The organism is Hymenobacter sp. HSC-4F20 (genome assembly GCF_019599275.1).
Taxonomy (GTDB): Bacteria; Bacteroidota; Bacteroidia; order Cytophagales; family Hymenobacteraceae; genus Hymenobacter.
Window position 1 is genome coordinate 697,131 of sequence record NZ_JAHZTD010000002.1, and the last position, 13,855, is coordinate 710,985.

Sequence of the window (13,855 nt, forward strand, 5' to 3'; positions counted from 1 at the left end):
AACATTCTCACCCTCAGCCATAAAAAAGCCCGACAACTAGCAGTGTCGGGCCTTTACAAAGCTTTGATGGGGCCAGCTTAGTGCTGGGGCGCTATGTTTTTCATATTGTTGGCCGCGTGGGTATCGGCGCGCCAGTCGGTCAGCATCCACGAACCCAGGAAGACTACCCCCATAACCATGAAGAAGTTACGGGCCAGGGTGTTGTCATCGTGGAAACCGAAAATGAAAGGAGCTGCCAGCAGGGCCAGGCCACTCACCAACTCTAGCCCGCCGTGCATCGGGAACGGAATCATGCGCATTACACCCAATGGGAAATCGGTCATCAGCGTAATAAGCAGGTAGCCGGCGGCCAGCACGTAGCAAGCCGTAGCATACGGGCCATCGAAATTGAACAGCGTGGGGGCCAGAGCAAAGAGGGCGATGGTGCCGTAGTCGAGCATGCCGTGCATGCGAGGTGATATAACTTTCATGGGGTAAGACGTTTATGAGGTAGATGACTGCCTATTCTTACGCCCAGTTTTTTGAAAGGATATTGTCGAGTATAGATTTTTTTGTGATTTTTATTTAGATTCCCGTGTACCGTGGAGCTTACTGTTCTCCTACTTCCCTCCGATAATGCTACGGGTGCGGGCTAAAACCGCGCGCCTACTACCACCGTCCGGCGATACTGCTGTTTCTGTCCTCCGGCGGGTTTAAATAGCTCAATCAGCACCACGTAGTAGCCGCCGGCGGCTTTCTGGCCCCGGTCGGTGAGGCCGTCCCACTGCCAGAAGCCTTTTGTGCTCAGGGTTTCATTGCGCACCAGCTGCCGCGTAAGCCGCCCATGCGCATCATAAATAGCCACTGAGCCAACGTAGCCCGGATTATCGAGCTGATAGTCTAGGGTAGCGAAATCCTGCTGGCCGTCGTCGTCGGGGGTGAAAAGCTCCGGGGCTACGCTGAACATTCCGGCTCCCGTGAGGTCAGGCTGCTGCTGAGAATTAGGGCGGCCGGGGGTAGCGTAGCCGGCACTGGCTGCCGCCGAGTGGAAGTTTGCCGCTTCACTTGGTCCCTCGGCCCGAATCCGCTCCAGGGATACGCCGTTTACATCATCGAGCAGCTTGAGGTGTTGTTTTTCGGAGTAAGCAAGGCGGTCGAGGGGCCGGGCCTGGGCATCCAGCAGCACCACTACCCCAGCATCGTCGGGGAAGGCAGGCAGGGCCGGTACCTGCACTATGTTGGCTGGCGTACTACTGGTGGGGTAGTGGCTTTGCAGCCCCGATGAACTGGTAGTAAACGCCAGCAACCCACCCGGCGGCAGGAGCACGGGGCTGCTGCTTACAACTTCCACTTCGAGGCTGCCACCTGCTTTCTCGCTTCCCAGCTGCCAGCCCTGCACGTCCAGATACTTGCCGGAGCGGTTGAGCACCTCCACGAAATCAACCCCGCCGGAGCGCGGATTAAACAGGATTTCGTTGATAACGACGTCGCCGGGTGCTACGGGTGCGGGCAAAGCAAAGGTAGCGGAGGTAGCCGGGCCGCTGGCATTGCCTACGCAGTCTACTGCGCGCTGCACGGTCACGGTCAGGGGCTGGTTGGCACTTAGCGGCGCGGCCACCGTCAGGTCTACCATCCGAAAATCGGGGCTAATGGGCGCGACGCGGGTAATAGTGGGGGCGGGCGTAAGCGTATACAGCGCGGAGGATGCGGCGGCTGTGCTGTCGAGCTTTTCGCCAAAGTACAGCCGTATGGTAGTGGGGTTTAGGGCCAGGGCGCGTTGCAAGGCTGGGGCCGTACGGTCGGGGGCAGCGGCGCGCACGGCGTTAGCCCGGCCCGGCGTTCCGCCGCTGGCATCGGTGCTGGTCTGCCAGTTTTCGGCGCCGCCGCAAGGGTTGGCGGGGTCTATCATTTCCAGGGTCCAGCCACCGTCTTTCTTGCGGGTGTCGCGGTACCAGGAGTCGGTGTAGGCTACTTCAAACAAAGTGCGGCCGTCCTTGCCGCGTAGCACCAGTTGGTCGCTGCTGTTCGTCAGGCTGGGGAAATTGGTTAGCCCGAACACCTTGCCGTAGCTTGCAAACTGTGCGGCGCGGGTACTGCCGCACACTACCGCGTACTCGCCCGGCAGCAACGTAGCCCCGGCCGGAAATATAGCCGGGTTACCAGTGCTACCCGGCTTCAGCAGCCGAACCCCAGCCAAATCGAGGACGGCCGTAGCCGAGGGGTTATGCACTTCCACGAACTCGGAGGCCGGCAAGCCCACCACGGGCGTTTCATCGGCAAAGATTTCCGTAATGAGCAGCTGATTCAGGGTAGGCAGTACCGGAAAGCCGATGTTCTGGAACGTGGCCGTAAGCGGGCCCGCCGCCACATTACCGAAGGCATCAGCCACAGTGCGGGCTTCTACCGTTAGGGTGCCCAGGGGCAAATCGGCAGCCAGCGTAAGGTGCACTACGGTTGGGTCGAGGGCATCGCGCTGAGCGGCCGTTACGGCCGGGCCACTGCCCGCAAGCCGGTAGCTGCCGAGTTGCGGGGTAGCAGCTACCGCCTCATTAAACGTCAGGTCGAGCTGACGGGCAGTGGATACCGCCGCCCCCACAAGCAGGGGCGCAGTGGCATCCGTCACCCGGAAATCATCGAAGTAGAAGTTCCGGCTGTTGGCCTGTGAATAGGTAGCGTACACCCCAACGTAGGCGCTGCGCTGATGGGTAGCATCGGTGGCCGTGCCCTCGGGCACGAATGTAGTGCCGCCGGTCAGGTCGCGCTCCAGGGTCCAGACGTGCTGGGTGGTGCGGGTTACGCGCACCCGCACCAGGTTGTTGGTGGTAGAGCCGAGGGTAGCATCTTGCCCATTGATGACATACACAGGGCTGCCGGTGGCATCCTTCCGAAATAACGACACTTCGTCCGGCGTGCCGCCCAGGCGCACAAAGTAGCCTTTTGTGCCAGCGGCTTTCAGGTCGGGCTGGTCGGCCATCAGCCACACATCGGCGTAGTTGCCGCCGCTGGTAGCCAGCTTCAGGTTGGCCCAGAATTCCCAGGTAGTGCCGGTACTGGCGGCGCAGGGCGTTACCAACTGCACTTGGGTGCCAGTAACGGCGGGGCCGTTGGTTTGGAGCTGCTGGGCCGCATTTACTTGAAAGGCCGCCGCGTCGCCGGTCCAGGTGGGGTTCTGGCTGAAATTGCCATCGGCGAAGGAATCGGTAAGCTGGGCCGTAGCAGTAGTGGTGCCGAGGCACAGGCCCAGCAATAGCAACAGTTTCACGCGAAATGAAGGATAGTAAGTAGCACTTATAGGCTAGCAGCGGATAGCGGAATACGTAGTAGTAGCTATTACATCCTGCTCCTGACCCTGGGTGAAATATAACCACAATTCGTAATGTACCTTTACTCCCGATAAACACCGAAACCCATGAAAGTAGCCGTAGTAGGCGCCACCGGCCTGGTCGGGGGCGAAATGCTGAAAGTACTGGCCGAGCGCAACTTCCCGGTCACTGAACTCCTGCCCGTGGCCTCCGAGAAATCGGTAGGTCAGGAAATTGAATTCCGGGGCCAGAAATACAAGGTGGTGAGCATGGACGACGCCATTGCGGCGCGCCCCGCGGTGGCCATCTTCTCGGCGGGCGGCTCTATTTCCAAGGAAGAGGCCCCGCGTTTTGCAGAGGTAGGCACCGTGGTAATCGACAACTCCTCGGCCTGGCGCATGGACCCCACCAAAAAGCTGGTGGTGCCCGAAATCAACGCCAAGGAGCTGACTCCGGAAGATAAAATCATTGCCAACCCCAACTGCTCCACCATTCAGATGGTAGTGGCCCTCAATAAATTGCACGAAGCCTACACGGTGCAGCGTATTGTGGTGAGCACCTACCAGAGCGTAACCGGCACCGGCAAGAAAGCCGTGGACCAGCTGATGCAGGAGCGCTCCGGCTCGGAGGTAACCTCCCAGGCCTACCCCCACCCCATCGACCTAAACGTGCTGCCCCACATCGACGTGTTCGAGGACAACGGCTACACCAAGGAGGAAATGAAGATGGTGAAGGAAACCAAGAAAATCATGGGCGACGAGAACATCCGCGTAACCGCCACCACCGTGCGCATTCCGGTAGTGGGGGGCCACTCGGAAGCCGTGAACGTGGAGTTCGAAAAGGAATTTGAGCTGGAAGACGTGTACCGCATCCTGCGCGAAACCGAAGGCGTGGAAGTCGTCGACGACGTGAAGAACAACGTGTACCCCATGCCCAAGGACGCCCACGGCAAAGATGCCGTCCTCGTCGGCCGCCTTCGCCGCGATGAAACCCAGCCCCGCACCCTCAATATGTGGGTAGTAGCCGACAACCTGCGCAAAGGGGCCGCCACCAACGCCGTGCAGATTGCCGAAAAAATGCTACAGATGGGCTTGCTACAAGAATAAGTTTGATTGTTTGAATACCGCCTACCTACAGGGCCCGGAGACTACTATCTTCGGGCCCTGTATTGTGCTATAGCACTTATACATACGCAGTTAGATTTCTCTTTTTCCTTTTACTATATGAAATTACCTCTACCCCTGGCCCTGGCGGCTACCCTCGCGCTAAGCAGCTGCGCCTCTATCGTAAGCAAAAGCCGCTACTCCGTTGCTATCAGCAGTGTGCCGGTTGGTGCCAACGTTACTGTCACCGACAAACATGGTAAAGAAGTATTCAGCGGTGTGGCCCCTACCGCAGTAACCCTGAAGTCGGGTGCGGGCTACTTCTCAAAAGCTACCTACCAGGTTAAGTTCTCGAAGCCCGGCTTCGATGATAAGACCATGACCCTGGAAGCTGACCTCAACGGCTGGTACTTCGGCAACATCCTTTTCGGCGGCCTTATCGGGCTCCTGATTGTGGATCCGGCAACTGGCGCTATGTTCCGCATTTCCGACCGGGATATGCAAGGTGTGTTGGCTCCTAGCGCCCAAGGCTTCAACCCCGCCGACAAAACCAACCTGCGCATTATGTCTCTGGAGGAAGTTCCCACCAGCCTGCGCGACAAAATGGTGCCCGTCCAGTAAACAGCAGATTTTTTTAACAGAAAAGTCCCCTCGGCGGTGTCGAGGGGACTTTTCTGTTCCTGGCGAAGTACTAGGCTTGGTTGCGCTGTGCTGTGGGCTGATCTTTCCCGAATATCAGCTCGGCAAATCCTTCAATGGCTTTGCGGGTATCGGTGGGGCGCTCCAGAAAACCTACGTGCCCTACGTTGGCCAGCCATAAAACCGTGCTGTGGTCGGGAAGCAGACTTTCTTCGTGGGTCTTTTCCAGGGGCACGGCTTTATCGTCTTTGCCGGCAATAAAGAGAACTGGGTAGGTAGCCTTTTCTAATACCGGGCGCCGGTCGGGCCGGTGGGCCATGGCCTCCATGCTGCCCAGGGCCGTTTCCAGGGGCACGGCGGCGCCAATGCGTTGCAGCATCTCTACGTGGTGCTCCATAGATTCGCGGTGGGCTGCTGAGAACTGGGGCTTCAGGAATTCCTCGGTGAAAGCCGCTACCCCGTGCTGCTCCATAAACTCGCGGTTGCGCTGCCGCCGCTCCCGGTCTTCCTCTGAATCGGGCAGAGACGAGGAATGAAACAGGCACAGCCCTGCCACCTGAGCCGGAAACTTCTCGGCAAAAGCCAACGCCACGTAGCCGCCCATGCTGTGGCCAACCAACAGCACCTGGTGCACACCTTCGGCTTTTAGCTGGGCTTGCACGTAGTCGGCGGCGGCGTCAAAGGAATAATCGAGGCCGGTTTGGGGCTCCGGGCCGTAACCAGGCAGGTTGAGCTGCAGAGTACGGTACTGGGTAGGGAAGCCGCGCAGAAATTCATCCCAGATTTCACTGCTTTCCAAGAAACCGTGCAGAAAAACGAGGGTAGGCCGGGGGTTACTCATAGACAAAAGGAAAAAGAACAGGGCCTCCCGATGTGGGTGGCCCTGTTCTTCTTACGGCTTACGCCAGCTAGTCGTTAAGGCTGAGCTACTTTGCTTCGGGCGCAAACACTGCTCCGGCAAAATCCACTACAGCCCGGCGCGTTAGGTCGGGCTCCTCGAAGTAGCCCAGGTGGCCTACGTCGCTGAGCAGCAGGGCGTGGCTCTGGGCCGGCAAGGCTAGTTGGGGTAGCAGGCTTTCAGTAGGCACGGCCACGTCGTCTTTGCCGGCAATGAACAGCACCGGGAAGCGGGCTTCCGCAAGCACTTTGGTTCGGTCGGGGCGGTTTTTCATGGCTTCCAGCGCGCCGAGCACGGTTGCCTCGGGCGTAGAGCGGCCAATGTCTTCCAGAAATTCGCGCTGCTCCAGCATGCACTCCCGGTTGGCGGGCGCAAACAACGGCCGGATAAACGACTCCATAAACTTCTCTACCCCGTGGCGGCGCACAAAGTCCTTGTTCTTGTCCCGATTGGCCTTTTTCTCATCAGAATCGGGTAGGGCCGTGGAGTGGAACAGCACCAGTCCGGCCACCATCTCGGGGTAGCGTTCCGCAAAAGCCAGGGCTACGTAGCCGCCCATGCTGTGGCACACCAGCAGCGCCCGCTCCACGTTTTTCTGGCGCAGCTGCTCGGCTACGTAGCGCGCCTGCGCTTCCATAGAGTAGTCGCGGATGTCGTGCACGTTGGTGCCGTGCCCGAGCAGGTTCAGAGTCAGCAGACGGTAGCGCTCCGGAAACTCGCGGGTAAACTCCGTCCAGACCTCGCGGCTTTCAGCAAAGCCGTGGAGGAAAAGAATAGTGGGTTGGGAGGATGACATGATAGGCTGAATTAAGAGCCCAAGTATACGCTACTGCCAGTCGGAACCGCAAAAAAAGCACGTCCTCCTTTGCTGCGCTTAGGCTGACGTGCTTTCAAAGTTTTTATTCTAGAGAGCCCCACTCCGGTGGCTCAAAGCAGCTTAGGCAGCTACTTCCTCTTTCTGCTTCACCAGCTGCACGCTGGCCGAGAGCTTCACGTCGTCGCCGAGGACGATGGAGCCGGCTTCGGTTACGGCGTGGAACGTCAGGCCAAACTCCTTGCGGTTGATTTTGCCGCTGATTTCAAAACCGGCTTTTTCGTTGCCGTAGAAGTCGGTAGCCACGCCGCCAAACTCCACGTCGAGGGTTACGGGCTTGGTCACGTTCTTAATGGTCATGTTACCCGTCAGCTTGTACTCGGCGTCGCCTTTTGCGGTCAGCGAAGTCGAGGTAAAGGTGATTTGGGGGTAGGTAGCGGCGTCGAAGAAGTCGTTGTTGCGCAGGTGCTCATCGCGCTGCTCCTGGTTGGTGTCGATGCTGTTCACGTCCAAGGCAAACGTGATGCGGGCATTCTCGAAGCTGTCGTTTTCGGTTACGGCCTGGCCTTCAAACTTCTTAAATGAGCCCGTAACGGTGGAAATAACGAGGTGCTTGATTTTGAACTGTACTTCGGAGTGGGTAGGGTCAATTACCCAAGTGGTAGTAGCCATAGTGGTAGGCGTTGCGGTTTGTAACACTGAAAGACTCGGGAGCACCTGCCCCGCTGAATCCGGAACAAATGTAGAGACATTTATTTAATTGATGTACCTACACGAATAAATATTTTTCAGTTCCCATATTCGGCCTGTATAGTAAAGCAGAAACGCCATTATTGCTTCTGCTTTGTTGCGCTTAAAAAGGTAGCCTACAAGGCAGTTGTCCCTACCCGACTCGGAATGAAGGTTCTCGATAAGCAGAAGTAAAACGGGCGGCTAAGCGCTGCTCACTAGAACTTGCCAGCCTTAAAAAGGGAAAGCCCCGCCAGATGAATCCAGCGGGGCTTTTCTATTCTATTAATATCAGCTTATAGCAGCACCGGTTCTGCCGGAGCTTGGGCGGCTACTTTGCCGGCCATTTCGCGCATGGCGGCAGCAATACCGTCGGCGTCGAAGCCGCACTCCTTGTAGAGTTCGTCCTGGGTGCCGTGCTCCACGATACGGTCGGGGATGCCGAGGCGGCGCACGGGTAAGGCGTAGCCGTGGTCGGCGAGGAACTCCAGCACGGCCGCGCCGAAGCCGCCCTGCAGGCAGCCATCTTCTACGGTGACAATGGCTTGGTATTGGCGGGCAATGCGGTGCAGCATTTCCTCATCCAGGGGCTTGCAGAAGCGCATGTCGTAGTGGCCGGGGTTGAGGCCTTCGGCGAGCAGCTTGTCGGTGGCTTTCACAGCGTAGTTGCCGATGTGGCCGATGCTGAGCACTGCCACGCCTTCGCCCTCGCGCACCACGCGGCCCGTGCCGATGGTGAGCTTCTTCAGGGGCTTGCGCCACTCGGGCATTACGCCTTCACCGCGGGGGTAGCGGATGCTGAAGGGGCCCGCGTTTTCGGGCAGCGTAGCCGTGTACATCAGGTTGCGCAGCTCCTCCTCGTTCATGGGCGCGGAAACCACCATGTTGGGGATGCAGCGCATATACGCCAGGTCGTAGCAGCCGTGGTGGGTGGGGCCGTCGGCGCCGGCGAAACCGGCGCGGTCGAGGCAGAACACAACGTGCAGGTTCTGCAGGGCTACGTCGTGCACTACCTGGTCGTAGGCGCGCTGCATGAACGAGGAGTAGATGTTGCAGAACGGCACTAGCCCTTGCGTGGCCAGGCCCGCCGAGAAGGTCACGGCGTGCTGCTCGGCAATGCCCACGTCGAAGGCGCGGTCGGGCATCTGCTTCATCATAATGTTGAGCGAGCAGCCCGAAGGCATGGCCGGCGTCACACCCATGATTTTGTCGTTCTGCTCGGCCAACTCCACAATGGTTTCCCCAAACACGTCCTGGTACTTGGGCGGCTGGGGCTTCTCGTAGGTTTTTTTGTGGATTTCACCCGTTACCTTATCGAACAGGCCGGGCGCGTGCCACAGGGTCTGGTCTTTTTCGGCCAGAGCGTAGCCTTTGCCCTTCACCGTTACACAGTGCAGGATCTTCGGGCCGGGAATGCTCTTCAGGTCGTTAAGGATGGTAGCCAGGTGCTGCACGTCGTGGCCGTCCACGGGGCCGAAGTAGCGGAAGTTCAGGGCCTCGAATAGGTTGCTCTGCTTGAGCAGGGTAGCCTTCATGGCCGACTCCACCTTGCGGGCAATCTGCTGGGGGTTGGGGCCGAACTTGCTGAGCTTGCCCAGCACGTTCCACAGCTCGTCGCGCACTTTGTTGTAGGTGCGGGAGGTGGTAATGTCGGTGAGGTATTCTTTGAGCGCGCCCACGTTGGGGTCGATGCTCATGCAGTTGTCGTTGAGGATAACCAGCAGGTTAGACTTCTCGACGCCGGCGTGATTCAGGGCCTCGAAGGCCATACCGGCCGTCATGGCCCCGTCGCCGATAACGGCAATGTGCTGCCGGTCTTTCTCGCCTTTGTATTCCGATGCCACGGCCATGCCCAGGGCGGCCCCAATGCTGGTGGAGCTGTGCCCTACCCCGAAGGCGTCGTACTCACTTTCGCTGCGCTTCGGAAAGCCCGACATGCCGTGGTAGCGGCGGTTGGTCGGGAACCGGTCGCGGCGGCCGGTGAGGATTTTGTGGCCGTAGGCCTGGTGCCCCACGTCCCATACCAGCTGATCGTAAGGCGTGTTGAAGACGTAGTGCAGGGCTACCGTCAACTCTACTACCCCCAGCGAAGCCCCGAAGTGCCCACCGTAAATCGACACCGAATCGATGATGAACTGCCGTAGCTCCTGGCTGACCTGCACCAACTGGTCCGGGCTGAGCTTCTTAAGGTCGTCAGGGGAATTAATTTCCGCCAGCAGGGCACCAGGTTCAACAATCATGTGGCAGTAGGAAGTAGAAGAAGAGGGATAAGTAGCAAGGCAACAACTAGCTGGACTAAAAGGTTAGCCTATTCCCAGCTACTGTTGTACACAGCTGACAAAGTTACGGGTTTTCCAGACGGTCGGTTGAACTGCTGAGTTACGAAATTCGGTGAATCAGAAGATGAGGCGACAGGTAACAGATTATCCGTGACCGGACAAGGCTGGCAAAGAAATAGCAGGGCCTCCTGCGCAGGCGTACTCGAAGCTGCCGGCTCTAGGTATTTCGAGGCGTTAGGGCACGTAGCAGGCCAGCTTGCTCACGCCGCTCGGAACGCTATTCCGCTTATGGCCTAGTGCTTGTCCTGGGCTTCGTCATCCTACCTATTAACTGCTCTTTAACATCCTCCCCTGCCCTAATCCGTACCTTTACTACTCTCACCCCACCCAGCCGCATGCCTCAGCTTACCGAAACCCAAACCGAAGACCAACAACTCCTGGATAAGCTCCGCCCCTCGCGGATTTTGCTTCCGGTGCTGATTGGGCTAGGGGTAGTGGGCTTTATGTTCTGGCGCAGCTACAAGCCCGGCGACCTGGCCCCGCTGGCCAATGCCAAACCCCTGTGGCTGCTCGTGATGCTGGTGGTACTGATAGCCCGCGACGCCGGCTACGTGTACCGCATCCGCTACCTCACCCAAAAAGTGCTGAGCTGGCGGGCCGCCCTAGACGTGATTATGCTCTGGGAGTTTTCGTCGTGTGTGCTCCCCTCGGCGGTGGGCGGAACGGCCGTTGCGCCGGTGCTGCTGCATAAGGAAGGCATTCCGCTGGGTAAATCGGTGGCCTACATCATGGCCACGGCCATGCTCGATAACCTGTACTATGTGCTGGCCGTGCCCCTGGTGGTTCTTATCGGTGGCGACGCGCTGTATCCGCACGAGGCCCTGCAAGGAGGGTTGGTGGCCACGCTGCGGGTAGGGTTTATTCTGAGCTACGTGTTCGTAACGGTGTATGCCTTGCTGATGATGTACGCCATTTTCATTAACCCGCGGGCCGTGAAGCGGCTGCTGGTGCGCCTGTTTTCGGTGCGGGGGCTGCGGCGCTTCCGCAACAAAGCTTACAAAATGGGCAACGAAATGGTACTGGCCTCGGCCGAGTTGCGCGGCAATGGCTTGGCGTACTGGCTCCGCGCTTCGCTTAGCACGGCTTTCGTCTGGACGGCCCGCTACCTGGTTATCGGGTGCCTGATTTCAGCCTTTATTGATGTTACCTGGCCCGAGTTCTGGCTGATTTTCGGCCGCAACCTCACCTATAAGGTTATCCTGCTGATTGCCATTACGCCGGGCGGCGCGGGCATTGCCGAAGGGGCCTTCCCTACGTTTTTCGGCAAGTTCATCGGCACGCCTACCATGACCAACTTTATGGTGCTGCTCTACCGCATCGTGACGTACTACCTCTACCTGGTGCTGGGCGCCATCTTCCTACCCCGCTGGATTACGCGCATCTTCGGCAAGCCCGTAGCCAAGAAGGTGATGCACTCCTAAGCTTCCGGATGAGTGCTAAAACAACGAATCCTTCCCGGGTGCCCAGGAAGGATTCGTTGTTTTTGAGGATTAGGGCTTAATGGCTTTCAATTCGGGGGCTGATTGGATGGGCACCGGACGCTGGTAGGTTTGCCAGAACTCGGGGTGGGTAGCACCGGCGCCACTGCCGTGCAGCTCCGGGTGGGCTCTGATATTGTCCACTTCAGCTGCCGGCACCACTACTGGCGGTGTATAATATACGTCGCAGGTTTTCTGATTATAGAACGGCTTACGGCCCAGTACATGGCCTACCTCTACGGCTTGGGCTATACTAGCCGCCGCGTAGTAACGGCCGTTGCTGGCTTGCTGGTACGTTACTACGTGGGTGGCCCGGTGGTCTTGGAACACGGCCGGAAAGTGGTGGCGGATGTTGCTCTTGGTGCCGTAGTATTTGTGGGCAATGGCATTCACTTCAGTGGTATCGTGCTGCCAGAGGCTCTCGTACCGCACTACCGCATAATCCTGCTGCCGCACGTAAATTCTGCCGGAATAGCCTTTTTCAAAGCCCAGCCCTGTGGCCCGATGACTGGCACGCTTCGCGGCAAAGCCGATAACATAATACGACTCCGTACCGCGCTGCTCTATGCTATCAAGCTGCAGCCGAAACTTACCCACGGTAGATGTCTTGAACAGCGGGGAAATCCGAACCGGGTCGAAGCCGCCGGAAAAACCATAGCCCGGCTCACTGTAGGCGCGGTCATTGGCGGCCCCGGTTACTACGCGCTTTTCCTGTACCCGTACTACCGGCCGGTCTTCCAGCATCAGGAAGCCGCCCGCCCAGTGCCGATAACCGGCGGGGGTCCACTGCTGACCAGTGTATTCCACCTCGTTGCGCAAGGTATCAAACCCCATGATGCGGCGGTGCGTGTACAGCTGCTGGGTGTAGTCCTGCTGCTCGTAGTTGGTTTCCATGGCCTTAATAACCCGCTTCATGATCCGCCGCGGGTCCTGCGACTGAGCACTGACGCGCACGTTGCCAAGGGCGAAGGCTGCCGGCGCTAAGCGCACCTCCTGATGTGTATTTGACACCACTGACAAGCTAGTGGGCTCATAGCCGATGCTGCTTACCTGTACTACTTCCCCCTGGCGCGCTTCGAGGCGAAAGCGGCCTTGCGCGTCGGCTATGGTTCCGGCGCTGCGGGCCGGCACTGCCACCGAAGCAAAGGGTATTGGCTTTCCGGTTTTGCGGTCCAGTACGCTTCCTGTCAGCACCAGGGCTGCCCCTGCCTTACTAGTGGGGCTCCTTCCCGCCGGGTTTAGCCGGCGCGTTGGGGTAGGCTCAGAGGCGGGTGCCGGCTCGTTAGTGGCAGCTGGCTCGCTAGCCTCGGGCGCGGCTGCGTGGGGCGGATTCACGGATTTCAGAAACAGAAATCCATCTACTACCTCACTCCAGAGGCCGGTGTATGGCTTGTACTCAAAGGCGTAGGTAGTAAGGGCGCGGCCGGGGGCGTCGTGCTTGAGACTCACGAAGCTGTACTCATGGCCCAGCTCCAAGAGGCTGGCTTCCAGCGTGCCGGCGGCAGGCACGGGCACCGCTTCGTACTTACCCATTCCGAGAAAACCATGTGTGCCCCCGCCCGCCAACGTGCCCAGCACGTACACTGCATCGGAACCTAGAGCGGCTTTCACGGCCCGGCCCATGGGCTTGTATGTTTTGATTTCGGCATCTTCCAGCACTTCTGCCTTGTTGGACAGATGCGGCAAGGCGCCCCAGCATATTACCTTTTCCTGGGGATGCTGGCGCAAGTACCACAGCAGGTTGTCGGCCATTTGGGCGTCGCGGGGGTTGCTGTCGGTGGCTTTGAACTCCGCCTCACTCTTAGCGCCGGAGTCGTTGGTGGCGTAGTCGTGGGCCAGGGCTTGCAGGCTGCGCAGGGTTTGCAGCCAGAAAGCGGCCCGCGCCCGGCGCTGCGAATTAGTGCCGGCGGCTACTTTTTCCAGTATCCGACGCGCTTTTCCTACCTGTGTGTTGAACAGCAGAATCTGATGGGTAGGCGGAAAGATGAAGGTTTCGCCCATGGTGCTCAGGCACTCTTCCAGGTAGTCATAGGCAATACCATCGGCGCCTTTTTCGGGCTTCAGAAAGGCTTCTAATTCTTCTACCAGTTCCTCCTGATAGGCGCCGCTAAGCTGCGAATCGAAGCCTGCCACGCGCAGGCGGCCTTTCCCCAGCAGCGGCAGCACCGCCTGAAACTCCCGCGTGCTGGTCCAGACGGGAAACACGCTGTTGTCAATGGCTTCCCGCACGGGCGTGCCAGCTTCTATCTGGCGCTGGGCCTTGTCGAGTTCATAAAAGCCGCTTTCGAAAGCTACCGTGGTAAAGCCCATGCGCTGCTGCAGAAACCGCATCAGCCGGGCTTTTGCCTCGAACACATTGCCTTCGCCGTGGCTGGGCTCACCGAGCATCACGACCCGCGCCGCCCCAATTTCCTGCCGCAAAAATTCCAGGTCCTGAAAGCTGGTATCAGTCGGGGAAATGGTGTGGATGGGATGAACGGGCCATTGGGAAGTTTTTGACTGCGCAAACAGGCTAGGAGCCGCCACTATGGATAACAGCAGGCTAGCCACTGCACGACGAAATAGACCCGACAT

General features: G+C 58.7%; 10 protein-coding genes. 3 read left to right on the forward strand and 7 right to left on the reverse strand.

Annotated features, from left to right (window positions below; all coding sequences use genetic code 11):
- Nucleotides 1-77 precede the first annotated feature (77 nt).
- Nucleotides 78-470 (reverse strand): hypothetical protein, encoded by a 393-nt coding sequence (locus K3G63_RS12790; protein WP_220614490.1) that lies wholly within the window; start codon nucleotides 468-470, stop codon nucleotides 78-80.
- Between the two features lie 161 nt (nucleotides 471-631).
- Complete coding sequence (locus K3G63_RS12795; protein WP_220614491.1) at nucleotides 632-3,241, reverse strand: lamin tail domain-containing protein; 2,610 nt, start codon at nucleotides 3,239-3,241, stop codon at nucleotides 632-634.
- A gap of 147 nt (nucleotides 3,242-3,388) precedes the next feature.
- On the opposite strand from K3G63_RS12795, the gene K3G63_RS12800 reads away from it, so the two are divergent.
- Nucleotides 3,389-4,387 carry an aspartate-semialdehyde dehydrogenase gene (locus tag K3G63_RS12800; protein WP_220614492.1) on the forward strand — a complete coding sequence of 333 codons (999 nt, stop codon included), beginning with the start codon at nucleotides 3,389-3,391 and terminating at the stop codon, nucleotides 4,385-4,387.
- 117 nt (nucleotides 4,388-4,504) lie between these two features.
- Complete coding sequence (locus K3G63_RS12805; protein ID WP_220614493.1) at nucleotides 4,505-5,005, forward strand: hypothetical protein; 501 nt, start codon at nucleotides 4,505-4,507, stop codon at nucleotides 5,003-5,005.
- A 70-nt stretch (nucleotides 5,006-5,075) separates the two neighbouring features.
- On the opposite strand, the gene K3G63_RS12810 is transcribed toward K3G63_RS12805, so the two are convergent.
- The 4 genes from K3G63_RS12810 to dxs form a co-directional block, all read right to left on the reverse strand.
- A complete protein-coding gene (locus tag K3G63_RS12810; RefSeq protein ID WP_220614494.1) occupies nucleotides 5,076-5,864 on the reverse strand; it encodes an alpha/beta fold hydrolase in 789 nt (262 codons plus the stop codon).
- 85 nt (nucleotides 5,865-5,949) lie between these two features.
- Nucleotides 5,950-6,717: an alpha/beta fold hydrolase gene (locus K3G63_RS12815; RefSeq protein WP_220614495.1), complete on the reverse strand. Its 768-nt coding sequence runs from the start codon at nucleotides 6,715-6,717 to the stop codon at nucleotides 5,950-5,952.
- Nucleotides 6,718-6,858: 141 nt separating this feature from the next.
- Entirely contained in the window at nucleotides 6,859-7,407 is a 549-nt protein-coding gene (locus tag K3G63_RS12820) for a YceI family protein (protein ID WP_220614496.1), read from the reverse strand.
- A gap of 353 nt (nucleotides 7,408-7,760) precedes the next feature.
- Complete coding sequence (gene dxs / locus K3G63_RS12825) at nucleotides 7,761-9,704, reverse strand: 1-deoxy-D-xylulose-5-phosphate synthase (RefSeq protein WP_220614497.1); 1,944 nt, start codon at nucleotides 9,702-9,704, stop codon at nucleotides 7,761-7,763.
- A 434-nt stretch (nucleotides 9,705-10,138) separates the two neighbouring features.
- Here dxs and K3G63_RS12830 point away from each other — a divergent pair, with 434 nt between their 5' ends.
- Nucleotides 10,139-11,224 carry a lysylphosphatidylglycerol synthase transmembrane domain-containing protein gene (locus K3G63_RS12830; RefSeq protein ID WP_220614498.1) on the forward strand — a complete coding sequence of 362 codons (1,086 nt, stop codon included), beginning with the start codon at nucleotides 10,139-10,141 and terminating at the stop codon, nucleotides 11,222-11,224.
- Nucleotides 11,225-11,293: 69 nt separating this feature from the next.
- Here K3G63_RS12830 and K3G63_RS12835 read toward each other — a convergent pair whose 3' ends face one another.
- Nucleotides 11,294-13,855, reverse strand: a complete 2,562-nt coding sequence (locus K3G63_RS12835) for an erythromycin esterase family protein (protein WP_220614499.1) — start codon at nucleotides 13,853-13,855, stop codon at nucleotides 11,294-11,296.

Coding starts and splice junctions, on each gene's coding strand:
- K3G63_RS12790 (WP_220614490.1), bottom strand. CDS start 470: ATGAAAGTTATATCACCTCGCATGCACGGCATGCTCGACTACGGCACC.
- K3G63_RS12800 (WP_220614492.1), top strand. CDS start 3,389: ATGAAAGTAGCCGTAGTAGGCGCCACCGGCCTGGTCGGGGGCGAAATG.
- K3G63_RS12805 (WP_220614493.1), top strand. CDS start 4,505: ATGAAATTACCTCTACCCCTGGCCCTGGCGGCTACCCTCGCGCTAAGC.
- K3G63_RS12810 (WP_220614494.1), bottom strand. CDS start 5,864: ATGAGTAACCCCCGGCCTACCCTCGTTTTTCTGCACGGTTTCTTGGAA.
- K3G63_RS12815 (WP_220614495.1), bottom strand. CDS start 6,717: ATGTCATCCTCCCAACCCACTATTCTTTTCCTCCACGGCTTTGCTGAA.
- K3G63_RS12820 (WP_220614496.1), bottom strand. CDS start 7,407: ATGGCTACTACCACTTGGGTAATTGACCCTACCCACTCCGAAGTACAG.
- dxs (WP_220614497.1), bottom strand. CDS start 9,704: ATGATTGTTGAACCTGGTGCCCTGCTGGCGGAAATTAATTCCCCTGAC.
- K3G63_RS12830 (WP_220614498.1), top strand. CDS start 10,139: ATGCCTCAGCTTACCGAAACCCAAACCGAAGACCAACAACTCCTGGAT.
- K3G63_RS12835 (WP_220614499.1), bottom strand. CDS start 13,855: ATGTCGGGTCTATTTCGTCGTGCAGTGGCTAGCCTGCTGTTATCCATA.